Below are 21,940 nucleotides of genomic sequence, written 5' to 3' on the forward strand. Positions count from 1 at the left end.
TCGGAAAGCCGGCGCAGGGGAGGAAGAATGGCAGATCAGGATCAGGGGGCGACGGCGCAGTCGATCCCGGCGCTTCTGGCGCTGAACGTCGAAAGGTATGGCACCCGCCCCGCCTATCGCGAAAAGGAATTCGGCATCTGGCAGGTCTGGACCTGGGCCGAGGCGGCGGTGGAAATCCGCGCCATGGCGATGGGGTTTCTCAGCCTTGGTGTCGAGCGGGGCGATCACGTGGCGATCATCGGCCGCAACCGTCCGTCGCATTACTGGGCGATGGTGGCGGCGCAGATGGTGGGCGCGGTGCCGGTGCCGCTTTACCAGGACGCCGTGGCCGAGGAGATGGCCTATGTGCTGGATCATTGCGGCGCCCGCTTCGTGGTCTGCGGCGATCAGGAACAGGTCGACAAGGTCGTCGAGATCGAGGATCGCATCCAGCACATCCAGCATGTCATGTATACCGACAAGCGCGGCATGCGGAAATACGACCATTCCCGGATGAACCATCTGGCCGATATCGTGGCCGAGGGGAAAGCCGGGCATTTCCGCTATGAAGGCGAGCTGGACAAGCGCATCGCCGAGCTGACCGCGGACAGCACCTGCGTGATGCTGTACACCTCGGGCACGACGGGCAAGCCGAAGGGCGTGGTGCTGTCGAACCGCAACATCATCGAGACCGCCCGCGCCTCGGTCGCCTTTGACCATCTGGGCTGCGACGAGGACGTGCTGGCCTATCTGCCGATGGCCTGGGTCGGCGATTTCATCTTTTCCATCGGTCAGGCGATGGTGGCGGGCTTCTGCGTGAACTGCCCCGAAAGCCCGGCGACGATGATGACCGACCTGCGCGAGATCGGCCCGACCTATTTCTTTGCGCCGCCGCGGATCTTTGAGACCATGCTGACGAACGTGATGATCCGGATGGAGGACGCGGGCGATCTGAAGCACGGGATGTTCAAGCATTTCATGGAGTTCGCCAAGACCACCGGGGAAACCTACGGGATGCCGCGGTATCGGGTGAAACGCTCGAAACCGACGCTGCGGCGGCGCTGGCGCTGGGCCTGGCGCTATGCGATGGGGATCGGCTTTTCGGTCGAGACGATGGTGGAAAACGCGCTGCGGCTGGCGGTGGTGCGGCTGCGCCACCCGCTGGAACACCGCAAGCATTTCCACGCCCGCGGGCCGCTGCTGAACCTTTATCCGCAGCCGCTGCGCGATTACTTCGACTATCGCACCGGCGAGGTGACGATCTTTTCGCCCTTGAAGAACACGCTCGGCCTGAGCCGCGTCCGTGTCGCCTATACCGCGGGCGAGGCGATCGGCCCCGAGATCTTCGAGTTCTACCGCTCGATGGGCATCAACCTGAAACAGCTTTACGGCCAGACCGAGGCCTCGGTCTTCATCACCCAGCAGCCCGACGGACAGGTGCGGGCGGATACGGTGGGCGTGCCCAGCCCGGGCGTCGAGGTGAAGATCGGCGAGACGGGCGAGGTCTTCTACCGCTCGCCCGGAACCTTTGTCGAATATTTCAGAAATCCCGAAAGCACAGCTTCGACCAAGGATGCCGAGGGCTGGGTGGCCACCGGCGACGCCGGTTTCTTTGAACCGGGCACCGGACATCTGCGCATCATCGACCGCGCGAAAGACGTGGGGAAAATGGCGGACGGGCGGCTTTTCGCGCCGAAATACGTTGAAAACAAGCTGAAATTCTACCCCTCGATCCTGGAGGCCGTGGTCTTCGGCAAGGATCGCGACCGCTGCACCGCTTTCATCAACATCGACCTGACCGCGGTGGGCAACTGGGCGGAACGCAACAACATCGCCTATGCTTCCTATCAGGAACTGGCCGGTCACCCGCAGGTCTACGGCATGATCCGCGAGCACATCGACGCGGTGAACCGCTCGGTCGCGCAGGATCCGATGCTCTCGGGCTGCCAGATCCACCGCTTCCTGATCCTGCACAAGGAACTGGATGCCGATGATGGCGAGATGACCCGCACCCGCAAGGTCCGCCGCAATGTCGTCGCCGAGAAATACGCCGATCTGATCGCCGCGCTCTATGACGGGCGGGACACGATCACCACCGAAACCGAAGTGACCTACGAAGACGGACGCAAGGGGGCGATCAAGGCCACGCTCCGCCTTGAGGACGCCACCCTCGCGCCCGAGGCGCATCTGCAGAAAGAGGCCGCGGAATGAAGGACATGGGCGAAGGCTATACCACCCCCGACGGCCGCCGGATCGGCCCGGTGCTGATGGAGCTACGCAACATCACCCTGCGCTTCGGCGGCGTGGTGGCGATCAAGGACATCAGCTTCGACATCCGCGAAGGCGAGATCCGCGCCATCATCGGCCCGAACGGCGCGGGCAAAAGCTCGATGCTGAACGTGATCTCGGGGTTTTATGTGCCGACCGAGGGCGAGGTCTGGTTCCGCGGCGAAAGGCGCGGCCCGATGAAACCCTATCAGGTGGCGCGATTGGGCATTGCCCGCACCTTCCAGAACATCGCGCTGTTCGATGGCATGTCGGTTCTGGACAACATCATGACCGGACGGCTGACGCTGATGCATGCGGGACTGTTCAGCCAGGCCCTGTGGTGGGGCAAGGCCGCCGCCGAGGAAGACGAGCATCGCGAAAAAGTCGAAAAGATCATCGACTTCCTTGAAATCCAGAATATTCGGAAAACTCCGGTCGGGCGCCTGCCCTATGGATTGAAGAAGCGCGTGGAACTGGCACGGGCCTTGGCGGCAGAGCCGAAGATCCTGCTTCTGGATGAGCCGATGGCCGGGATGAACGTCGAGGAAAAAGAGGACATGTGCCGCTTCATCCTCGATGTGAACGACGAATTCGGCACGACGACGGTCTTGATCGAACATGACATGGGCGTGGTGATGGATCTGTCCGACCGGGTGGTGGTGATGGATTACGGCCGCAAGATCGGCGACGGCCCGCCCGAGGAAGTCCGCAACAACCAAGACGTCATCGACGCCTATCTGGGGGTGGCCCATGCTTGACCAGTTGACCTATGCCTCGGAGGCCGCGCTGAACGGGCTGATGGCCGGGGTGATGTATTCGCTTGTCGCGCTGGGCTTCGTCCTGATCTACAAATCCTCGGGCGTGTTCAACTACGCCCAGGGGGTGATGGCGCTCTTCGCGGCGCTGACGCTGGTCGGCATCCAGAACGGCCAGGTGCCCTTCGCGCATCTGATCAACGCCGTCACCGGCGGCCATCTGGAAAGCTTCGGCTGGCAGGTGCCCGCGGTGCTGGCGATCCTTCTGACCATCGGCGTGATGGTCGGCATGGCGATCGCGATCGAGAAACTGGTGCTCAAGCATCTGGTCAATCAGGCGCCGATCATCCTGTTCATGGCGACGATTGGCCTCGCCTATTTCCTCGAAGGCTTTGGCGATGTGATGTGGGGCGCCGATATCAAGACGCTCGATGTCGGCCTGCCGCAGGGGATCAACGAGACGGTGGAAAGCCTGACCGGCGCCTGGTTCGGCTATGGCTTCTTCATCGACAATCTCGACATCGTCGCCGCCGTCGTCTCGGTGGCGCTGGTGGCGGCGCTGACCGTGTTCAGCCAGTATTCGAAACAGGGCCGCGCCCTGCGCGCCGTCGCCGACGACCATCAGGCGGCGCTTTCGGTGGGCATCTCGCTGCGCTTCATCTGGATCCTCGTCTGGTCGATCGCGGGCTTCGTGGCGCTGGTCGCCGGGATCATGTGGGGCTCGAAATCCGGGGTGCAGTTCTCGCTCTCGCTGATCGCGCTGAAAGCCCTGCCGGTGCTGATGCTCGGCGGCTTCACCTCGATCCCCGGCGCCATCGTCGGCGGGCTGATCATCGGCATGGGCGAGAAGCTGTTCGAGTTCTTCATCGGTCCGATGATCGGCGGCGCCACCGAAAACTGGTTCGCCTATGTGCTGGCGCTGATCTTCCTCGTGTTCCGGCCGCAGGGCCTGTTCGGCGAGCGGATCATCGAGAGGGTGTAAACTAAAATGGACACTTTGACGCAGTTTAGGGTTGAATGGAGGGGCAAGGTGCGACATTCTGTCAGCGATCCGGCGCGCTGGGATGATTCCTGCCGGGGACACGCACTGCATCACGCGCCCCTTGCGGTTGAGGAGGCGCCCGGGGACGGGAGGCCCCATATCGATGACCAGAAAAGCCTGTTCCGTCGCCTTCACCATCGGCTGGGCCTCTGCCCTGACCTTCGGCTGGATCGCGCTGGCCGCACCGCCGGACGAGCCTGCCTCCACCCGCACCATCAACATGATCCTTGCGGCCTTCGGGGCCGGGGCCGGCCTCTGGTCCTGGATGCGCGTGCGCCGCGACATCTGACGGGGGCGGACAGCAGCCTTCCCCGTGCCATCACCGGGGGGAGGCTCTGATGTTCTACCGCGAAGCAGGCGATTTCAAGACAAGCTACCGCGCCGACAGCCAGACGTTTCCGATCCGTCTGGACCGGATGGGCTATTTCGCGGCCCTGGCCGTGGCTTACGGCGTGGTGCCCTTCTTCATCGACGATTACTGGGCGAATGCGGTCTTCGTGCCGTTCCTGATCTATGCGATCGCGGCGATCGGGCTGAATATCCTGGTCGGCTATGCCGGGCAGGTCAGCCTTGGCACCGGCGGTTTCATGGCCGTCGGCGCCTATGCGGTCTACAAGCTGATGACCGCCTTCCCCGAGGTGCCGATCTTCCTGCATGTCATCCTGGCGGGCGGCATCACCGCCTGCGTCGGCGTGCTGTTCGGCCTGCCGTCCCTGCGGATCAAGGGCTTTTACCTCGCCGTCGCGACGCTGGCCGCGCAGTTCTTTCTGGTCTGGCTCTTCAACAAGGTGCCGTGGTTTTACAACTATTCCGCGTCCGGCCAGATCACCGCGCCCGACCGGACCATGTTCGGCATCTTCATCACCGGGGCACAGACGACGGCGGCGGCGAAATACCTGTTCTGTCTCGTCATCCTGACACTTGTCGCGCTGATGGCACGCAACCTGACGCGCGGCACGGTCGGGCGCAAATGGATGGCCATTCGCGACATGGACATCGCCGCCGAGATCATCGGGGTCAACCCGCTTTCCGCCAAGGTCACCGCCTTTGCCGCCTCGTCCTTCTTCATCGGCATCGCCGGGGCGCTGCTGTTCTCGGTCTACCTTGGCGCGGCCGAGGTGGGCGAGGCCTTCGGGATCAACAAATCGTTCCTCGTGCTGTTCATGGTGATCATCGGCGGGCTGGGTTCGATCTTCGGCTCCTTTGCCGGGGCGGCGTTTCTGGTGCTGCTGCCGGTGTTCCTGAAAAACGTGCTGGTCGGCGGTTTCGGCTGGCCCACCGATGTCGCGGCACATCTGGAGCTGATGATCGTCGGCGCGCTGATCGTGGTCTTCCTGATCGTCGAGCCGCACGGGCTGGCGCAGCTCTGGCGCATCGCCAAGGAAAAACTGAGACTTTGGCCCTTCCCGCATTGAGGGGCCGGGAAAGACCCGGGCAACCGGTTGAAAACAATCAATACGTTACTGGGAGGATACACGTATGAAAAAGAGCTTTGCAGCCCTTGCGGCGGCGGCCATGCTGGCCACGACCGTCCCCGCGCTGGCCGATCTGACGGTGCCGAACCTGAGCTATCGCACCGGCTCCTATGCCGCGAACGGCATTCCCTATGCCGATGGCTTCGCCGATTACTTCACGCTTCTGAATGAACGTGACGGCGGCATCGGCGGCGAAAAGGTCGCCGTGCCGGAATGCGAGACCGCCTACAACACCGAAAAGGGCGTCGAGTGCTATGAAAGCACCAAGGGCCAGGCGGCTCTGGCCTACAACCCGCTCTCGACCGGGATCACCTATCAGCTGATCCCGAAGGTCACGGCGGATCACCATGTGCTGTATACCCCGGGCTATGGCCGCACCTCCGCGGCGAATGGCGCGGTGTTCGAATGGGTGTTCAACTACCCGGCCAACTACTGGGACGGCGCCTCCGTCGCGGTGAAATACATGCTGGCGGAAAACGGCGGCGATCTGACCGGGAAAAAGATCACGCTGGTCTATCACAACTCGGCCTATGGCAAGGAGCCGATCCGCACGCTGGAAGAACTGGCGAAGAAGCACGGTTTCACCCTGTCGCTGCTGCCGGTCGATCCGCCCGGGCAGGAGCAGAAATCGCAATGGCTGCAGATCCGCCGCGACAAGCCCGATTACGTGATCATGTATGGCTGGGGCGTGATGAACCAGGTCGCGATCCAGGAGGCGGTGAACATCAAGTTCCCGATGGATCACATGATGGGGATCTGGTGGTCCGGCTCTGAAAACGACGTCGGCCCGGCGGGCAATGGCGCGAACGGCTACAAGTCGATCAGCTTCCACGGCGTCGGCGCCGACTATCCGATCTATGCCGATCTGAAGAAATATGTCTTCGACGCGGGCAAGGCGGCGGGGGCGGGCGATCAGCTCGGCACCGTGCTTTACTCGCGCGGGATGTATGCGGCGATGATCATCTCCGAGGCGATCCGCACCGCGCAGGAAAAGACCGGCAAGGCGGCGGTGACGCCCGAGGACGTGCGTGACGGCTTCGAGAGCCTGAACCTGACCGAGGCGCGTCTGACCGATCTTGGCCTGCCGGGCTTTGCCCAGCCGATCGCCGCCAGCTGTGCCGATCACGGCGGCCCGGGCACGGCGATGATCCTGCAATGGGATGCGGGCGCGAAGAAATGGTCCGCCGTTTCGGACTGGATCGAGGCCGATGCCGACGTGCTCGATCCGCTGATCGCCGAAGACTCGGCCGCTTTCGCCAAAGAGTCCGGCATCGCCGAGCGCTGCAAGTAAGCCCCTGCCCCCGGCCTTCGGGCCGGGGGATTTCGCCCCGGAGGATGACCATGTTCGATGCAGCCAAGACCGAGACGCTCCTTGAAGTGAACAACATCGAGGTGATCTACAACCACGTCATCCTTGTGCTGAAGGGCGTCAGCCTGTCGGTGCCCAAGGGCGGGATCACCGCGCTTCTGGGCGGCAATGGCGCGGGCAAGACGACGACGCTGAAGGCGATCTCGAACCTGCTGCACTCCGAACGCGGCGAGGTGACGAAGGGTTCGATCCTTTATCGCGGCGAGCGGGTGCAGGACATGTCCCCCGCCGATTTGGTGCGCAAGGGCGTCATTCAGGTGATGGAGGGGCGGCATTGCTTCGAACACCTGACGGTCGAGGAAAACCTGCTCACCGGCGCCTATACCCGCAAGGACGGCCGGGCGGCGATCGCGCGCGATCTGGACATGGTCTATGCCTATTTCCCGCGCCTGAAGGAACGCCGCAAATCGCAGGCCGGCTACACCTCGGGCGGCGAGCAGCAGATGGTGGCGATGGGCCGGGCGCTGATGTCGCGGCCGGAAACGATCCTGCTCGATGAACCCTCGATGGGTCTGGCGCCGCAGCTGGTCGAGCAGATCTTTGAAATCGTCAAGGCGGTGAACGAGGGCGAGGGCGTGACCTTCCTTCTGGCCGAGCAGAACACCAACGTCGCGCTGCGCTATGCCCATTACGGCTATATCCTCGAAAGCGGCCGCGTGGTGATGGATGGCCCGGCGGCGCAATTGCGCGAAAACCCGGATGTGAAGGAGTTCTATCTGGGCATGTCGGACGATGGCCGCAAAAGCTTCCGCGACGTGCGGTCCTATCGCCGCCGCAAGCGCTGGCTGGCCTGACAAGCCACTGATTTGAAACATTTGCTGCGCAGCATTCTGCACTGCAGCATTCCTCGGACAAGCCGCAGAAAGGCGCCGCGATGAGCCGCTATTACGACGTTCTGGAAACCCGTTCCGCCGACGAACGCGCGGCCGCGCTGGGGCGGGATCTGCCGCAGGCGGTGGCGCGCGCGCTGATGGCGCCGGGGCTTGCGGCGCATCTGGGCGAGGTCGAGGCCGCGGCGATCACCTCGCGCGCGGCGCTGGCAAAACTGCCGGTGCTGCGCAAATCCGACCTGAGCAGCGCGCAGAAGAAATCCCCCCCTTTCGGCGGCATGACGCCCCGCACCGCGCGCGGCTTCGCGCATATCTTCCAAAGCCCCGGCCCGATCTATGAACCCGGGGAAACCTCGGCCGACTGGTGGCGGATGGGGCGTTTCCTGCATGCGGCGGGCGTCGGCCCGGGCGACATCGTGCAGAACTGTTTCGGCTATCACCTGACCCCCGCCGGGATGATCTTTGACTCCGGCGCGCGGGCCGTGGGCGCCGCCGTCCTGCCCGCGGGCACCGGCCAGACCGAGCTGCAGGTCCGCGCCGCCGTCGATATCGGCACGACGGTTTACGCAGGCACCCCCGATTTCCTCAAGGTGATCCTCGACAAGGCGGCCGACATGGGCGAACCGCTGACGATCAGCCGCGCCGTCGTCGGCGGCGGGGCGCTGTTCCCCTCCCTGCGCAAGGAATATGCCGAGCGCGGCATCGCCTGCCTGCAATGCTACGCCACCGCCGATCTGGGCAACATCGCCTATGAAAGCCCGGCGCTGGAGGGGATGATCGTCGATGAAGGCGTGATCGTCGAAATCGTCCGCCCCGGCACCGGCGATCCGGTCCCCGACGGCGAGGTGGGCGAGGTCGTCGTCACCACGCTCAACCCCGATTACCCGCTGATCCGCTTTGCGACGGGCGATCTCAGCGCCGTCCTGCCCGGGATCTCGCCTTGCGGGCGCAGCAACCTGCGCATCAAGGGCTGGATGGGCCGCGCCGATCAGACGACGAAGATCAAGGGCATGTTCGTGCGCCCCGAACAGGTCGCGGCCTTCGTCGCGGCCTATCCCGAGGTGAAACGCGCCCGCGTCATCGCCACCCGCGAAGGCGAGATGGACGCGATGACGGTGCGGATCGAAACCGAGGCCTGCGACCCCGAGCACTACGCCGCGGGCGTGGTCGCGGCGCTGAAACTCAAGGCCACGATCGAGCTTGTCGCCCCGGGCAGCCTGCCCAATGATGGCAAGGTGATCGAGGATCTGCGCAAATACGACTGACCCGCTGATTTCACCTTGGTGCAAATATCCCGGGGGGCTGCGCAGCAGCGGGGGCAGCGCCCCCTCCCCGGCCCGTCACAGGCGCAGGTTCAGCCCCAGGTCGGGTGGAACCGGTTCGCCGGGCTGAGGGTGAAGATCTCGCAGCCATCGGCGGTGACACCCACCGAATGTTCGAACTGCGCCGACAGCGACTTGTCGCGGGTGACCGCGGTCCAGTCGTCCGACAGCACCTTGGTTTCCGGGCGGCCCAGGTTCACCATCGGCTCGATGGTGAAGAGCATGCCTTCCTCCAGCACCGCGCCCGCGCCCTTGCGGCCATAGTGCAGCACGTTCGGCGGCGCGTGGAACACCCGGCCCAGCCCGTGACCGCAGAAATCGCGCACGACGCTCATCCGTTGCGCCTCGACATAGGCCTGAATCGCGTAACCGATGTCGCCAAAGGTATTGCCCGGCTTCACCTGTTCGATCCCCAGCATCAGCGCGTCATGGGTGACCTGAATCAGCCGTTCCGCCTTGCGGGTCAGATTGCCCGCCACATACATCCGCGAGGTATCGCCGAACCAGCCGTCCAGGATCACCGTCACGTCGATGTTCAGGATGTCGCCATCGGTCAGCACCTTGGCCCCCGGGATGCCGTGGCACACCACATGGTTCACCGAGATGCACGACGCATGCTTGTAACCGCGATAGCCGATCGTTGCCGACACCGCCCCGAGTTCCGTGACCCGGTTGCGGATGAAATCATCCAGCGCCCCGGTCGTCACCCCCGGCACCACCAGCGGCGCGACCTCGTCCAGGATCTGCGACGCGATCTTCCCGGCCGCCTGCATCCCCGCGAAATCGGCACGGTCGTAAATGCGGATGCCATCCTTGGTCAGGCGGGGTCTTGCGTCGTTCACGGGCACTCTCCTGTTCGCTGGCCCCTAGATAGTCACAAATCCGCGGCTTGGCCAGACCCGGGCTTTTCCGCAAGGCCCGCGCCCCTTATACGTGGCCCAAGGAGGAGCCCCATGCCCAATCCCACCTGCGCGATCCTGATCATTGGCGACGAGATCCTGACCGGCCGCACCCGCGAGGGGAACGCGCATCATCTGGCGGGGGAACTGGTCAAGGCGGGCTTCGATCTGCGGCAGATCCGGGTGATTTCGGACGATCACCCGACCATCGTCGCCGCTGTGCAGGAGCTGTCCGGGGCGCATGACCATCTGTTCACCTCGGGCGGCATCGGGCCGACGCATGACGACATCACCGCCGATGCCGTGGCCGAAGCCTTCGGGCGCAAGATCGGCGTGCGCGAAGATGCCCGCGCGATCCTGGCCGCCCATTACGCCGCCCGTGGCGTCGATTTCACCGAAGCCCGTCTGCGCATGGCCCGCATCCCCGAGGGTGCCAGCCTGATCGACAACCCGGTCTCGGGCGCCCCCGGTTTCAGTGTCGGCAATTGCCACGTCATGGCGGGCGTGCCCAACATCTTTCAGGCGATGGTGGCGGGGCTTCTGCCGCGGCTTTCCGGCGGGCAGCCGCTTTTGTCGCGCACCTGGCAGATGATGGTGGCCGAAGCCGCGATCGCCGATGCGCTGCGCGATCTGGCCGCGGCGCATCCTGCCGTGTCCTTCGGCTCCTATCCCTTCGTCACCGAGGGGCAGTATGGCACCAACCTTGTCGCCCGTTCGACCGAGCCGCAAGCGCTGGACGCCGCCTTTGCCGCGCTGCAGGCCGCTTTCCCGGAGGGTCGATGACCGATCCGCTGTTCGAGGTGATCGACGCCACCTGGCCCGCCGTCTCGGTGCGGCAAGCCGGCGGCTTCGTGATCCGCGAAGGACAGGGCGGCGGCTCTCGGGTCAGCGCGGCCAGCCTGCTCGGGCGGTTTGAAACCGCCGACATCGACGCCGCCATCGCTGCGCAGCGACGCCTTGGGCAGGAACCGAAATTCATGCTGCGCCCCGGCGACGAGGCGCTGGATGCGGCGCTGGCCGACCGCGGCTTCGAGGCCTTCGATCCGGTGGTGATCCTGACCGCCGATCTGGCCGCCCTGCCCCGCGAGGTGCCGCCCGTCACCGCCTTTGCGCATTGGCCGCCGCTGGCCATCGCGCGCGAGATCTGGGCGGAAAACGGCATCGGCGCGGCGCGACAGGCGATCCTCGACCGCGCGGGCACACCGAAAGCCGTCGTTCTTGGCCGCAGCCGCGACCGTGCCGCCGGGGCGGCCTTTGTCGCGACCCACGGCGACACCGCGATGCTGCATGCCCTTGTCGTCGCCCCCGAGTTCCGCCGTCAGGGCCTGGCCCGCGCGATCCTGGCGGAGGCCTGCCGCTGGGCCGCGACCGAGGGCGCCGAGCGCCTGACGCTTGTCGTCACCAAGGCGAATGTCGCAGCCCTGGCGCTGTACCAGGCCCTCGGAATGACGCCCGTCTGCGCCTATCATTACCGCCGCGAGACCCGGACATGAGACGATTTTTCTGCGCAGCATTTTTTCTGGCCGCCCTGCCCGCGCAGGCCGATCCGCCGTCCCTGACCCTGCCGCAAGGCGCCGCGATCTCGGCCGCGCGGAGCCAGGCCGCCACCTCCTACGGGCTGCCGATCGGGCCGTGGCGCAATGACACGATGGCGCGCAGCGGGCTCGAAGGGGCGCGGTCAGACACCGCCTGGCGGTTGCGCGGCAATCAGCAGACGACGCTGCAGATCCTGGCGCCGCTGCGCGACCAGATCGCGGCAGCGGGCTATATCCTGATGTATCAATGCGAAACCGATGCCTGCGGCGGCTTCGATTTCCGCTATGCGCTCGATCTGATCCCGGAACCGGAAATGCATGTCGATCTGGGCGACTTCCGCTATCTTGCGGCGCAGAACGGCAATGACTGGATCGCGCTCACGGTGTCGCGCTCGTCGGAATCGGGCTTCGTGCATCTGACGACGATGACCGCCGAGGACACCACCCCGGCGACGCCCGGCAACGATCTGGCCGCGCCGCAGCCCAGCCCGGAACCCGAAAGCCCGGCCGCCGATCTGGCCAAGGCCCTGGACGGCACGGGCCGGGTGGCGCTGGATGATCTGGTCTTTGCCAGCGGCGCCTCGAAACTGGCCGAGGGCGATTTCGCCTCGCTTTCGGCTTTGGCCGATTATCTGGCCACCCGGCCCGAGGCGCGGATCGCGCTGGTCGGTCACACCGACAACTCGGGCGCGCTGGCTACGAATGTCGCGCTGTCGAAAGAGCGCGCGGCGGCGGTGCGCAAGCGGCTGATCGAGAAGCTGGGCGTTCCGGCCGGGCAGCTGAGTGCCGAGGGGGCGGGCTGGCTGTCGCCGCGGACCTCGAACCTGACGCCCGAGGGGCGCGACAAAAACAGAAGGGTCGAAGCGGTGCTCGCCTCGACCCCAAGGTGACGGCGCCGGACGGAAGGGCGCCGTGGGAGGAACAAAACTCACCAGTTGTCGGGGCCCTTGTCGGCAAAGGTCTCGGCCAGAAAGTCGATGAAGGCCCGCACCTTGGGCTGGGTGAAGCGACCCGGCGGATAGACGGCATAGATGCCGAGCGTCTCCATCGGCAGATCGGGCATCGCCTCCTCGACCTGCCCGTTTTTCATTGCATCGGCGTAAAGGAAGCTGGGCAGATAGGCGATGCCAAGCCCCGCGATCGCGGCATGAAGCAGCGATTGGCCATCGTTCACCGTCAGCCAGCCCGCAGAGCGCACCTGCCGCCGCTCGCCCGAGGGCGCGGTGATCTTCCAGACATTGCCGTTCGACTGGTTCGAATAATGCAGAAGCTTGTGATCGTTCAGATCGTCGATCTTCGTCGGGCGGCCGTATTTCTCGAAATAGCGCGGCGAGGCGATCATCCGCTTCGCCGTCTCGGTCAGCTTGCGCGCCTTGAGCGTGCTGTCTTCGAGTTCGCCGACCCGGATCGCCATGTCGAACCCTTCCGAAATCAGCTCGACGTAGCGGTTGTTCAGCACCATGTTCACGGTGACGTCCGGATATGCCTGCAGAAAATCGCCCAGCACCGGCGAAAGCAGGTTCACCCCGAAATCGGTGGCGACCGAAATCCGCAAAAGCCCTGACGGCGCCACCTGCATCGAGGTGACGAGCGCATCGGCCTCTCCGGCGTCATTCAGCACCCGCCGCGCCCGGTCGTAATAGGCCAACCCGATTTCCGTGGGCGAGACCCGCCGCGTGGTGCGGTTGAGCAGCCTTGCGCCCAGTCGCGCCTCCAGCGCCGAGACATGTTTGGAAACGGCCGATTTGGAAATCCCCATCTTCTTGGCGGCATCGGTGAAGCCACCTTGATCCACCACGGTGGCAAAGGCTTCCATTTCGGTCAGACGGTCCATCGGTCACCCATCGGGAATGTTTCGCGGTTGCCGAAGTCATCGGATTGAATTCGGGCGCAATTTGGACGCTCACGGGACAATACGGGGGAAATTGCAAAGTTCGGCCAAGACGGGGAAACGATTGTTGCCCGTCTTGGCGGGAAAGGGGCTCTGCCCCTCGCCCTTGCGGGCTCACCCCGAGGTATTTCGGGCAAGATGAAGACAATGACGTCGCGTTTGCCGTGACAGGGGGGGCGGCGCTTGTAAGGTGGCCCAAAACCGGAGCCAAAACGCGAGGACGTGATGAGCCATTATCCGCATCTGCTGGCGCCGCTGGATCTGGGCCATGTGGTGCTGCCCAACCGCGTGCTGATGGGCTCGATGCATACCAACCTGGAAGAGACCGGCGACTGGAACCGGGTGGCCGAATTCTACGCGACGCGGGCGCGCGGCGGCGTCGGGCTGATGGTGACGGGGGGGATGGCGCCGAACCGCGAAGGCGGGGTGTTTCCCGGCGCGGCCGGTTTGTTCACGCCGCAGGATATCACCAACCACCGGCTGGTGACGGACCGGGTGCATGCGGCGGGCGGGCGGATCGCCATGCAGATCCTGCATGCGGGCCGCTATGCCTATGGGGCGGAATGTGTGTCGGCCTCGGCGGTGAAATCGCCGATCTCGCCCTTTGCGCCGAAGGAACTGGATGCGGCGGGCATCGAAAAGCAGATTGCCGACATCGCCACCGCTAGCGCCCGCGCCCGCGAGGCGGGCTATGACGGGGTCGAGGTGATGGGCTCGGAGGGCTATTTCCTCAACCAGTTCCTGGTCCGCCACGTGAACCGCCGCACCGACGACTGGGGCGGGTCTTACGAAAACCGGATGCGGCTGCCGGTCGAGGTGATGCGCCGTGTCCGCGCCGCGGTCGGCCCGGATTTCATCGTGATCTTCCGCATCTCGCTGATCGATCTGGTGCCCGAGGGCTCGACCTGGGACGAGGTGGTGCGGCTGGCAAAAGCCATCGAGGCCGCGGGGGCGACGATGCTGAATACCGGGATCGGCTGGCACGAGGCGCGGGTGCCGACCATCGCCACCTCGGTGCCGCGGGCGGCGTTTTCCTGGCTGACGGCGCGGCTGCGCCCCGAAGTCGGCATCCCGGTCATCACCTCGAACCGGATCAACACGCCGGAGGTGGCCGAAGGGATCCTGGCGGCGGGAGAGGCCGACATGATCTCGATGGCGCGGCCGTTCCTGGCCGATCCGGAGTTCGTCGCCAAGGCCGCCAGCGGCCGCGCGGCGGAAATCGCCCCCTGCATCGGCTGCAATCAGGCCTGCCTGGACCACACCTTTTCCGGCAAGATTTCGTCGTGCCTGGTCAATCCGCGCGCCGGGCATGAAACCGAACTGCTGCTGACCCCCACCGAAAGCCCGAAACGCATCGCCGTCGTCGGCGCGGGACCGGCGGGCATGGCCTGCGCCATCGCCGCGGCCGAGCGCGGCCATGCGGTGAAGCTGTTCGAGAAAGACGCCGAAATCGGCGGGCAGCTGCGGCTGGCCCGCACCATCCCCGGCAAGGAAGAATTCGTCGGGCTGACCGACTGGTTCGCCACCATGCTTGCCCGCGCGGGCGTCAGCCTGCGGCTCAATACGGAAGCGAGCGTGGCCTCGCTCGGCGGCTTCGACGAGGTGGTGATCGCCACCGGCGTCACGCCGCGCCGCCCCGAAATTCCGGGCGCGGATCTGGCGATCAGCTATGCCGAGTTGCTCTCGGGCAAGGCCGTGGCCGGGCCGCGGGTGGCGGTCATCGGCGCGGGCGGCATCGGCTTCGACGTCGCCGAATTCCTGACCGTGACCGAGAGCCCGACGCTCCACCCCGAGGACTGGAGGCGCGAATGGGGCGTCGGCGATCCGGCGCAAACCCCGGGCGGTCTGGCCGAGCCCGCCCCCGCCCCGCCCGCGCGGATGGTGACGCTGCTGCAACGGAAACCGGAAAAGCCCGGCCGTCATCTGGGGAAAACGACCGGATGGATTCACCGCGCCGCGCTGGCGGCCAAGGGCGTGAAGATGCTCGGCGGGGTGAATTACGACCGCATCACCCCCGAGGGCCTGCACATCAGCTTCGGCCCGGGCCACGAAACCCCGACGCTGATCGCGGCCGATACGGTGGTGCTGTGTTCGGGGCAGGAAAGCCAGCGCACGCTGGCCGAGGCGCTGCGGGCGCAGGGCTTCACGCCCCATATCATCGGCGGCGCCGATGTCGCGGGCGAGCTGGATGCGAAACGGGCGATCGATCAGGGCACAAGGCTTGGCGCCCGGCTCTGATCCACCTTTCATCTTGCTCCAGATATCCCGGGGGGCCGAGGCACTGCCTCGGCGGGGCAGCGCCCCCCCCCGGCCTCAGGCTCCAGTCTCAGGCTCCAGTCTCAGGCGCCGGTCTCGACGCAATGGCGCCGGAACGCCCGCTTCAGCAGATCCAGTTCCGCCCGCAGCAGATCCAGTTCCGCCCGCAGATCCGCCTCGAGCGGCTGGCCGCTGATGATGGTGAAATGCCCCACCGTCTCCTCGCCCGCGCGCAAGACGAAGGTCTGCACCCCGTCCGAAATCAGCGCGACCGGGATCGGCAGGCTCAGCCGCCAGCGGCCCGGGCCCAGCGCGTCGCAGGTAAGATCGGGCAGCGCCCGGTCCTGATGCACGACCTTCAGCTCCGGTGCCGCCGCGCCGGTCCACAGACCTTCCCACCGCCCCGCCGCGATCCGCGATCCTTCCAGCATCCCGCCCCCTCAGATATCGGCGCGCGGATGGCGCGCAAAGGTCAGATCCCGCAGCAGGATCTGGTTCATCCGCGGCCCTTCGAAGATCAGATCGACCCAGACCTTCTCGACACGCTTTTCGTTCATTTTCGTATAGGCCAGATCGAATTCGACGAAATCCGTTCCGCTGCCCAGCGGCATTTCCCGCACCAGCTGATCGGTGTTCGGCCCGTGCTTGACATTCAACCGGCAGAAAATCTCGAGCGGCCGTTCCAGCTCGACCGACATCGCAAGCCGGATCAGATGGGTGCGCTTCAGCCCCGCCACGCCCTCCTCGGGCAGATCCAGCACCAGCGACAGGAACGAGCCGTCGAACCGGAAGACATCCAGCCGCAGCCCGAAAGGCGCAAGGTCCAGCGGCGGGCGGTTGCGGATCTGGCGCAAGGTGATGTCGCTGTCCCGGCAATCGTGAAACAGCGTCGCCTCGGCGCCGATCGGGGTCCGGCTCTCGGCCCCGACAACGCCCGCGGGCACCACCGGCCCCCGCCACAGATCCGGGCGCCAGACCCAGTCGCAGCCCAGCGGCCGGACGATCCCGTCTTCGCCATCGGGCGGCACAGCCAGACGCCCCTCGGCCAGAAACAGCACCCGGTCAAGCGCGCGGCGCAAGGTCCAGGCATCGTCGCGCAGCTGCCGCAGCTCGGCCCGGCCCAGGGCCGAAACAAGCCGCCCCGCCCGCGCCCAGCGTGCCAGCATCCGGCCCTGCGCCAGCCGCTCCAGAAACGAAGTCGACTTTCCTGACATCTTCATCTTCGCGATCCCGGGCCGTCGTCACCTTGGAAACAGTACGTCATATTCGTTTCCTTCTGTGCCACATAACGTCGGAAATGAAGCCGGAAATCCATCAAAATACCCGTATTTTTCGGCCCGGAACCACCCTGGGGCGACAGCCCGTCACGCCGCTCGCCCGCGGCGCTCAGTTCAGATCGTGTACCGTCTCGTCGAAGGCCGACAGCAGCTCCAGCTGCGTCGCGTCATCGAGCGCGCTGCCCGCCAGCGGCAGCACCGACAGCGCCGCGACATGGCCGCCAAGCCCGATGATCTCGCGCCAATAGACCGGGTCCACCGGGGCGGTGTCCGGGGCGGAGCGATCGGCGATTTTCAAAAGCAACCGCCGCTCCTCGCGCTTCACCGCCAGGATCTGCACATCCCGCGCCTTGCCCGACCGCGCCAGCGCCGCCCGTCCGGCCCGGCTTTTGAAAAAGGCCTCGTAGCTCTCGAAGGCGGTCTCGACCGGATCCTCGCTGAGCGGTCCGATCGTGGCGCTGAGCAGCGCCTTTTGCGCCGGCCGCGGCGCGCGCGGATCGTCGCCGATCGCGGCACAGCTGCCCCACAGCACGAAGCTGCCCTCGGGCCCGTCGCGGGTCGAGCCGGGATCGACGCAGAACCCGTCCGGCGCCATCAGCGTCATCGCGCCCTGCTGCAGCGTGACCCGGCCGGTGACCGGCTTGTGCTTCGGCAAGGGCAGCTCGAGTTTGAACGGAAGTGCCGTGACGCAGCCCGACAGGGCAAGGCTCAGACACAGAGTGATCAAGATCCGTCGCATCGTCCCCCCCTGCTCGGCGGCTCTTCCTAGCAAGGCCCGCGACCCGGGGACAAGCGCCGAGTTGCGACCCGGGCGGGTTTCGCCTTGCCGCTGCCGCCGGGCCACGGCATCTTGGGCCGAACGGAGGCGAACATGGTCTATCTTGCGATTGATGGCGGCGGAAGCGGCTGCCGGGCGGTGCTTTGCGATGCCGAAGGGCGCGAGCTGGACCGGGCCGAGGGCGGGCCTGCGAATATCGCCACGGATTTCGCCGCGGCGCTGGAAAGCCTGCGCGGTCTGGCGCTGCGGCTGATCGGGGATCGGCCGCGCGATCAGGTGCGGGCGATGCTGGGCGTCGCCGGGGCGAACCTCTCGGGCGCGGCACCGCGGCTTGAAGCGGCGCTGCCATTCCGGGCAAAGGTGGTGCAGGATGTGACCACCTCGCTGCGCGGTGCGCTGGGGACGGGCGACGGGATCATGGCGGCGATCGGCACCGGCTCGGTCTTTGCGCGGCAGCTGGGCGGGCAGGTCACGGCGATCGGCGGCTGGGGGTTCCGGCTGGGCGACGAGGCCTCGGGCGCCTGGATGGGGCGGCTGATGCTGAACCGGATCACCCGGATGCTGGATGGCTACGCGCCGCTCTCGCCCTTGGCGCAGGCGATCCTGGCCGATCTGGGCGGCGGGCCGGGGCTGGTCGCCTTCACGCTGCAAAAAACGCCCGCCGATCATGCGCTTCTGGTGCATCGCATGGCCGCCGCCTTTGACGATCCGCTGTCGCGTCATGTCCTGGCCGAGACCCGGGCCGAGCTGCGCGCGGCGATCGGGCTGTTGCAGACCGATCCGCCGCTGCCGGTGGTCTGGCTGGGCGGGCTGGGTCCGACGCTGGCGCTGACCGACTGGCCGCGGGCCGAGCCTTTGGGCACGGCCCTTGACGGCGCGATGGCGATGGCGCGGGATCCGGCAACATGGGCCGCATGATCCTGACCGGGGCGCGGCTGTTCGACGGGGCCCGGTGTCTCGACGGACAGGCGGTGGTGATCGAGGGCGACCGGATCGCGGCAATCCTGCCCGCCTCCGATTTGCCCGCCTCCGATTTCCCCGAAGCCGCCCGGATCGAGCTGGGCGGCGGTCTGCTTGCTCCCGGGCTGATCGATCTGCAGGTGAATGGCGGCGGCGGGGTGATGCTTTCAGGCGCCGACCCGCTGGCCGAGATCGCGGCGATCTGTGCCGCCCATGCGCGGCTGGGCGCGACCGGGGTCTTGCCGACGCTGATCACCACCTCGGCCCGGCTGACGCGGGCGGTTCTGGCGGCGGGGGTGGCGGCGGTGGGCCGGGTGCCGGGGTTCCTCGGCCTGCACCTTGAGGGGCCCCATCTCGACCCGAAACGCCCCGGCTGTCATCCCGCGCAGCACATCCGCCCGATGACCGAGGAAGATGTGCTGACGCTCTGCGAGGCCCGCGCCGGTCTGCCCGCGCTGCTGCTGACGGTTGCCCCCGCTTCGGTGACGCCCGATCAGATCGCCCGGCTGACCGAGGCCGGGGTGGTGGTGGCTTTGGGTCATGCCGACTGCAGCATGGCCGAGGCGCAGGCCGCTTTCGACGCGGGCGCGCGCGTCGTGACACATCTGTTCAACGCGATGAGTCAGCTCGGCTCGCGCGAACCGGGGCTCGTGGGCGCCGCCCTGTCGCTGCCCTTCGCCTGCGGCCTGATCGCCGACGGACTCCATGTTTCCCCCGAATCAGCGCGGCTGGCGGTGCGGCTGGCGGGGGAACGGATCTTTCTGGTCAGTGATGCGATGGCGGTCGCGGGCACCGATCTGACCGGCTTCGATCTGGCCGGGCAGCGCATCCATCGTGCCAACCGCGCCTTGCGGACGGAAAACGACACGCTGGCCGGGGCGGATCTGAGCCTGCCGCAGGCGATCCGATTCTGTGTAAAGGTTCTGGGACTGCCGCCCGAACAGGCGCTGGCCATGGCCACTGCGCGCCCGGCGGCGCTGATCGGGTCAAACCGGGGCGGCATCACCCCCGGCCTGCCCGCCGATCTGGTGCATTTCACCGAGGATTGGCAGGTGACCGGGGTCTGGCAGGGCGGCCAGCTTCAGGCGAAATCGCCCACCGCATAGCCCTGAATGTACAGCAGCGCCGAAAGATCGCCGTGGTTGATGCGGATGTCGCATTGCGCCGCGACCGAGGGTTTCGCATGCAGCGCCACCCCTGCTCCGGCCAGCTGCAGCATGCCCAGATCATTGGCGCCATCGCCCACCGCCATCACCTCGGAATGGGCCAGTTTCAGTCTTTTCGAAATTTCCAGAAAAGCATGAACCTTCGCCTCACGCCCCAGAATCGGCAGCACCGGCACCCCGGTCAGCTTGCCATCCTCGATGCCCAGAACATTCGCCCGGTTCTCGTCAAAGCCAAGCGTTTCAGAGACATAGCCGGTGAAAGCGGTAAATCCGCCCGACACCAGCGCACAGTAAGCCCCGTTCGCCTTCATCGTCCGAAGCAGGTAATGGCCGCCCGGCATGAAGGTGATCCGCTCGGCAATCACCCGGGCGATGACGCTTTCGGGCAGGCCGGTCAGCAGGCCCAGACGCTCGGTCAGCGCCCCTTCGAAATCCAGCTCGCCATTCATCGCCCGCGCGGTGATCGCACTCACCTGCGCGCCCACGCCCGCCACATCGGCCAGCTCGTCGATGCATTCCTGCTGGATCATCGTGCTGTCCATGTCGGCCAGCAGCATCTTTTTCTTCCGCCCCTCGGCCGGTTGCACCACAAGGTCGAAACCCAGCTTTTGCAGGTCTTCCCAGACCTGCCAGCGGTTCTCGGGCACGGCGTTCAACGGGAATTCGGCGGCGATGCCGGGGGCCAGCCAGCGGACCTCTCCGCCCCCCCAGGCATTGCGCAGCGACTCGGCCGTGACGCGGTCGAGATTGGCGGCTTTCGGGTCGGCGAGAAGCGTGGCGATGAACATGGATCAGGGGTCCCGGGGCTGGAGGGATGTCGCTTTTGATATCCGATGCGGCGCTTTAGCGTGATTTTCCATCTTGTGCCAGAGGGCCAAAGCCTGTAGCAGCGACGGCGGGACACCCTTCCCCAACGAAGGGCGTTTATCTGGAAGGATAGCGACATGACGAATACTGCCCCGGCCAACCGTCCGGCGAATGCACGTTTCTCTTCGGGCCCCTGCGCGAAGATCCCCGGTTTCTCCCTCGACATGCTCTCGGATGCGCCGCTTGGCCGGTCGCACCGCGCCGCCATCGGCAAGAACAAGCTGAAAGAAGCCATCGACCTGACCCGCGAAATTCTGGGCGTGCCCGCGGATTACCGCATCGGCATCGTGCCCGCCTCGGACACCGGCGCCGTCGAAATGGCGCTCTGGTCGCTTCTCGGCGCCCGCAAGGTGACGATGTGCGCCTGGGAAAGCTTCGGCTCCGGCTGGGTCACCGATGTCGTCAAGCAGCTGAAACTTGACGCCGAAGTGAAAGAGGCGGGCTACGGCGACATCGTCGATTTCGCCACGGTCGATTTCAACACCGATGTCGTCTTCACCTGGAATGGCACCACCTCTGGTGTGCGCGTGCCGAACGGCGACAAGATCCCGGCCGACCGCGAAGGCCTGACCATCTGCGACGCGACCTCGGCCGCCTTTGCGATGGACCTGCCCTGGGACAAGCTCGACGTCACCACCTTCTCCTGGCAGAAGGTGCTGGGTGGCGAAGGCGGTCATGGCGTGCTGATCCTGTCGCCCCGCGCGGTGGAACGGCTGGAAAGCTACACCCCGGCCTGGCCGCTGCCGAAGATCTTCCGCCTGACCTCCAAGGGCAAGCTGATCGAGGGCATCTTTGTCGGCGAAACCATCAACACCCCCTCGATGCTTTGCGTCGAAGATTACCTGGTGGCGATGAAATGGGCGCAAACCATCGGCGGGCTGAAAGGCCTGGTCGACCGCGCCGCCGCCAACGCCAAAGTGGTCTGGGACTTCTGCGCCGCCAATCCGTGGATCGCCAACCTGGCGAACGACCCGGCGACGGCCTCGACCACTTCGGTCTGCCTCAAGTTCAACGACGCCCGCATCAAGGACGGCGCCGCCTTTGCCAAGGCCGTTGCCAAACGGCTTGAAAAAGAAGGCGTTGCGCTGGATATCGGCGCCTATCGCGATGCCCCGGCAGGTCTGCGGATCTGGTGCGGATCGACGATCGAAAAAGCCGATGTCGAGGCCCTGATGCCCTGGCTCGCCCATGCCTTCGAGGCGGAAATCGCGGCGCAAGCCTGATTTCAGAAACGCGATGGGCGCAGGCAGCGCCCATCCTTTCCCACATTT

21 protein-coding genes are annotated in these 21,940 nt (G+C 66.0%); 15 read left to right on the top strand and 6 right to left on the bottom strand.

The features are described from left to right. The first annotated feature begins 27 nt into the window (after positions 1-27). The 8 genes from FBT96_RS01445 to FBT96_RS01480 all read left to right on the top strand — a co-directional run bounded on the left by FBT96_RS01445 (position 28) and on the right by FBT96_RS01480 (position 8,983). A complete protein-coding gene (locus FBT96_RS01445; RefSeq protein ID WP_136904622.1) occupies positions 28-2,190 on the top strand; it encodes an AMP-binding protein in 2,163 nt (720 codons plus the stop codon). Next, a complete protein-coding gene (locus tag FBT96_RS01450; RefSeq protein ID WP_136904623.1) occupies positions 2,187-3,005 on the top strand; it encodes an ABC transporter ATP-binding protein in 819 nt (272 codons plus the stop codon). Before FBT96_RS01445 ends, FBT96_RS01450 begins: the two co-directional genes overlap by 4 nt. Continuing rightward, positions 2,998-3,984 (top strand): branched-chain amino acid ABC transporter permease, encoded by a 987-nt coding sequence (locus FBT96_RS01455; protein WP_136904624.1) that lies wholly within the window; start codon positions 2,998-3,000, stop codon positions 3,982-3,984. Before FBT96_RS01450 ends, FBT96_RS01455 begins: the two co-directional genes overlap by 8 nt. Positions 3,985-4,147: 163 nt before the next feature. Further along, positions 4,148-4,333, top strand: a complete 186-nt coding sequence (locus tag FBT96_RS01460) for a hypothetical protein (protein WP_013069125.1) — start codon at positions 4,148-4,150, stop codon at positions 4,331-4,333. 49 nt (positions 4,334-4,382) lie between these two features. Then, on the top strand, positions 4,383-5,459 hold the full coding sequence (locus tag FBT96_RS01465) for a branched-chain amino acid ABC transporter permease (RefSeq protein ID WP_136904625.1): 1,077 nt from the start codon (positions 4,383-4,385) through the stop codon (positions 5,457-5,459). 64 nt (positions 5,460-5,523) lie between these two features. Beyond that, on the top strand, positions 5,524-6,810 hold the full coding sequence (locus tag FBT96_RS01470) for an ABC transporter substrate-binding protein (RefSeq protein ID WP_136904626.1): 1,287 nt from the start codon (positions 5,524-5,526) through the stop codon (positions 6,808-6,810). 50 nt (positions 6,811-6,860) lie between these two features. Next, positions 6,861-7,682: an ABC transporter ATP-binding protein gene (locus FBT96_RS01475; protein WP_136904627.1), complete on the top strand. Its 822-nt coding sequence runs from the start codon at positions 6,861-6,863 to the stop codon at positions 7,680-7,682. Between the two features lie 80 nt (positions 7,683-7,762). Beyond that, positions 7,763-8,983, top strand: coding sequence for a phenylacetate--CoA ligase family protein (locus tag FBT96_RS01480; RefSeq protein WP_136904628.1), 1,221 nt, complete (start codon positions 7,763-7,765; stop codon positions 8,981-8,983). Between the two features lie 89 nt (positions 8,984-9,072). Here FBT96_RS01480 and map read toward each other — a convergent pair whose 3' ends face one another. Continuing rightward, on the bottom strand, positions 9,073-9,882 hold the full coding sequence (map, locus tag FBT96_RS01485; RefSeq protein WP_169583116.1) for a type I methionyl aminopeptidase: 810 nt from the start codon (positions 9,880-9,882) through the stop codon (positions 9,073-9,075). Between the two features lie 111 nt (positions 9,883-9,993). On the opposite strand from map, the gene FBT96_RS01490 reads away from it, so the two are divergent. The 3 genes from FBT96_RS01490 to FBT96_RS01500 are packed head-to-tail and all read left to right on the top strand — an operon-like array spanning position 9,994 to position 12,364. Then, on the top strand, positions 9,994-10,722 hold the full coding sequence (locus tag FBT96_RS01490; protein WP_136904630.1) for a competence/damage-inducible protein A: 729 nt from the start codon (positions 9,994-9,996) through the stop codon (positions 10,720-10,722). Then, positions 10,719-11,432: a GNAT family N-acetyltransferase gene (locus FBT96_RS01495; protein ID WP_136904631.1), complete on the top strand. Its 714-nt coding sequence runs from the start codon at positions 10,719-10,721 to the stop codon at positions 11,430-11,432. The genes FBT96_RS01490 and FBT96_RS01495 overlap by 4 nt, the downstream gene beginning before the upstream one ends. Beyond that, complete coding sequence (locus FBT96_RS01500; protein WP_136904632.1) at positions 11,429-12,364, top strand: OmpA family protein; 936 nt, start codon at positions 11,429-11,431, stop codon at positions 12,362-12,364. Before FBT96_RS01495 ends, FBT96_RS01500 begins: the two co-directional genes overlap by 4 nt. A 38-nt stretch (positions 12,365-12,402) precedes the next feature. Here the strand turns inward: FBT96_RS01500 and FBT96_RS01505 are convergent, their stop codons facing one another. Beyond that, positions 12,403-13,308, bottom strand: coding sequence for a LysR family transcriptional regulator (locus FBT96_RS01505; RefSeq protein WP_136904633.1), 906 nt, complete (start codon positions 13,306-13,308; stop codon positions 12,403-12,405). A gap of 282 nt (positions 13,309-13,590) precedes the next feature. Between FBT96_RS01505 and FBT96_RS01510 the strand changes: the two genes are divergently transcribed. Further along, entirely contained in the window at positions 13,591-15,603 is a 2,013-nt protein-coding gene (locus FBT96_RS01510; RefSeq protein WP_136904634.1) for an NADPH-dependent 2,4-dienoyl-CoA reductase, read from the top strand. 101 nt (positions 15,604-15,704) lie between these two features. Here FBT96_RS01510 and FBT96_RS01515 read toward each other — a convergent pair whose 3' ends face one another. The 3 genes from FBT96_RS01515 to FBT96_RS01525 form a co-directional block, all read right to left on the bottom strand. Continuing rightward, on the bottom strand, positions 15,705-16,052 hold the full coding sequence (locus FBT96_RS01515; RefSeq protein WP_136904635.1) for a hypothetical protein: 348 nt from the start codon (positions 16,050-16,052) through the stop codon (positions 15,705-15,707). A 9-nt stretch (positions 16,053-16,061) separates the two neighbouring features. Next, entirely contained in the window at positions 16,062-16,841 is a 780-nt protein-coding gene (locus tag FBT96_RS01520; RefSeq protein WP_346655930.1) for a DUF6478 family protein, read from the bottom strand. A gap of 166 nt (positions 16,842-17,007) precedes the next feature. Continuing rightward, on the bottom strand, positions 17,008-17,637 hold the full coding sequence (locus FBT96_RS01525; RefSeq protein WP_136904636.1) for a hypothetical protein: 630 nt from the start codon (positions 17,635-17,637) through the stop codon (positions 17,008-17,010). Positions 17,638-17,769: 132 nt separating this feature from the next. Between FBT96_RS01525 and FBT96_RS01530 the strand changes: the two genes are divergently transcribed. Next, positions 17,770-18,594, top strand: coding sequence for a BadF/BadG/BcrA/BcrD ATPase family protein (locus tag FBT96_RS01530; RefSeq protein ID WP_136904637.1), 825 nt, complete (start codon positions 17,770-17,772; stop codon positions 18,592-18,594). Next, positions 18,582-19,742, top strand: coding sequence for an N-acetylglucosamine-6-phosphate deacetylase (nagA, locus tag FBT96_RS01535; protein ID WP_136904638.1), 1,161 nt, complete (start codon positions 18,582-18,584; stop codon positions 19,740-19,742). The genes FBT96_RS01530 and nagA overlap by 13 nt, the downstream gene beginning before the upstream one ends. Here the strand turns inward: nagA and serB are convergent. Further along, entirely contained in the window at positions 19,718-20,590 is an 873-nt protein-coding gene (gene serB, locus FBT96_RS01540; protein ID WP_136904639.1) for a phosphoserine phosphatase SerB, read from the bottom strand. The two genes, nagA and serB, sit on opposite strands and share 25 nt — an antisense overlap. Positions 20,591-20,746: 156 nt before the next feature. Between serB and FBT96_RS01545 the strand changes: the two genes are divergently transcribed. Next, positions 20,747-21,892, top strand: coding sequence for a phosphoserine transaminase (locus tag FBT96_RS01545; RefSeq protein ID WP_136904640.1), 1,146 nt, complete (start codon positions 20,747-20,749; stop codon positions 21,890-21,892). The last annotated feature ends 48 nt before the right edge of the window (positions 21,893-21,940 follow it).

Source organism: Rhodobacter capsulatus (assembly GCF_005144475.1).
Taxonomy (GTDB): domain Bacteria; phylum Pseudomonadota; class Alphaproteobacteria; order Rhodobacterales; family Rhodobacteraceae; genus Rhodobacter; species Rhodobacter capsulatus_C.

Coding starts and splice junctions, on each gene's coding strand:
- FBT96_RS01465 (WP_136904625.1), top strand. CDS start 4,383: ATGTTCTACCGCGAAGCAGGCGATTTCAAGACAAGCTACCGCGCCGAC.
- FBT96_RS01495 (WP_136904631.1), top strand. CDS start 10,719: ATGACCGATCCGCTGTTCGAGGTGATCGACGCCACCTGGCCCGCCGTC.
- FBT96_RS01445 (WP_136904622.1), top strand. CDS start 28: ATGGCAGATCAGGATCAGGGGGCGACGGCGCAGTCGATCCCGGCGCTT.
- FBT96_RS01545 (WP_136904640.1), top strand. CDS start 20,747: ATGACGAATACTGCCCCGGCCAACCGTCCGGCGAATGCACGTTTCTCT.
- FBT96_RS01500 (WP_136904632.1), top strand. CDS start 11,429: ATGAGACGATTTTTCTGCGCAGCATTTTTTCTGGCCGCCCTGCCCGCG.
- FBT96_RS01455 (WP_136904624.1), top strand. CDS start 2,998: ATGCTTGACCAGTTGACCTATGCCTCGGAGGCCGCGCTGAACGGGCTG.
- FBT96_RS01505 (WP_136904633.1), bottom strand. CDS start 13,308: ATGGACCGTCTGACCGAAATGGAAGCCTTTGCCACCGTGGTGGATCAA.
- FBT96_RS01525 (WP_136904636.1), bottom strand. CDS start 17,637: ATGCGACGGATCTTGATCACTCTGTGTCTGAGCCTTGCCCTGTCGGGC.
- FBT96_RS01450 (WP_136904623.1), top strand. CDS start 2,187: ATGAAGGACATGGGCGAAGGCTATACCACCCCCGACGGCCGCCGGATC.
- FBT96_RS01480 (WP_136904628.1), top strand. CDS start 7,763: ATGAGCCGCTATTACGACGTTCTGGAAACCCGTTCCGCCGACGAACGC.
- FBT96_RS01530 (WP_136904637.1), top strand. CDS start 17,770: ATGGTCTATCTTGCGATTGATGGCGGCGGAAGCGGCTGCCGGGCGGTG.
- FBT96_RS01510 (WP_136904634.1), top strand. CDS start 13,591: ATGAGCCATTATCCGCATCTGCTGGCGCCGCTGGATCTGGGCCATGTG.
- FBT96_RS01470 (WP_136904626.1), top strand. CDS start 5,524: ATGAAAAAGAGCTTTGCAGCCCTTGCGGCGGCGGCCATGCTGGCCACG.
- nagA (WP_136904638.1), top strand. CDS start 18,582: ATGGGCCGCATGATCCTGACCGGGGCGCGGCTGTTCGACGGGGCCCGG.
- serB (WP_136904639.1), bottom strand. CDS start 20,590: ATGTTCATCGCCACGCTTCTCGCCGACCCGAAAGCCGCCAATCTCGAC.
- FBT96_RS01490 (WP_136904630.1), top strand. CDS start 9,994: ATGCCCAATCCCACCTGCGCGATCCTGATCATTGGCGACGAGATCCTG.
- FBT96_RS01460 (WP_013069125.1), top strand. CDS start 4,148: ATGACCAGAAAAGCCTGTTCCGTCGCCTTCACCATCGGCTGGGCCTCT.
- FBT96_RS01520 (WP_346655930.1), bottom strand. CDS start 16,841: ATGAAGATGTCAGGAAAGTCGACTTCGTTTCTGGAGCGGCTGGCGCAG.
- FBT96_RS01475 (WP_136904627.1), top strand. CDS start 6,861: ATGTTCGATGCAGCCAAGACCGAGACGCTCCTTGAAGTGAACAACATC.
- FBT96_RS01515 (WP_136904635.1), bottom strand. CDS start 16,052: ATGCTGGAAGGATCGCGGATCGCGGCGGGGCGGTGGGAAGGTCTGTGG.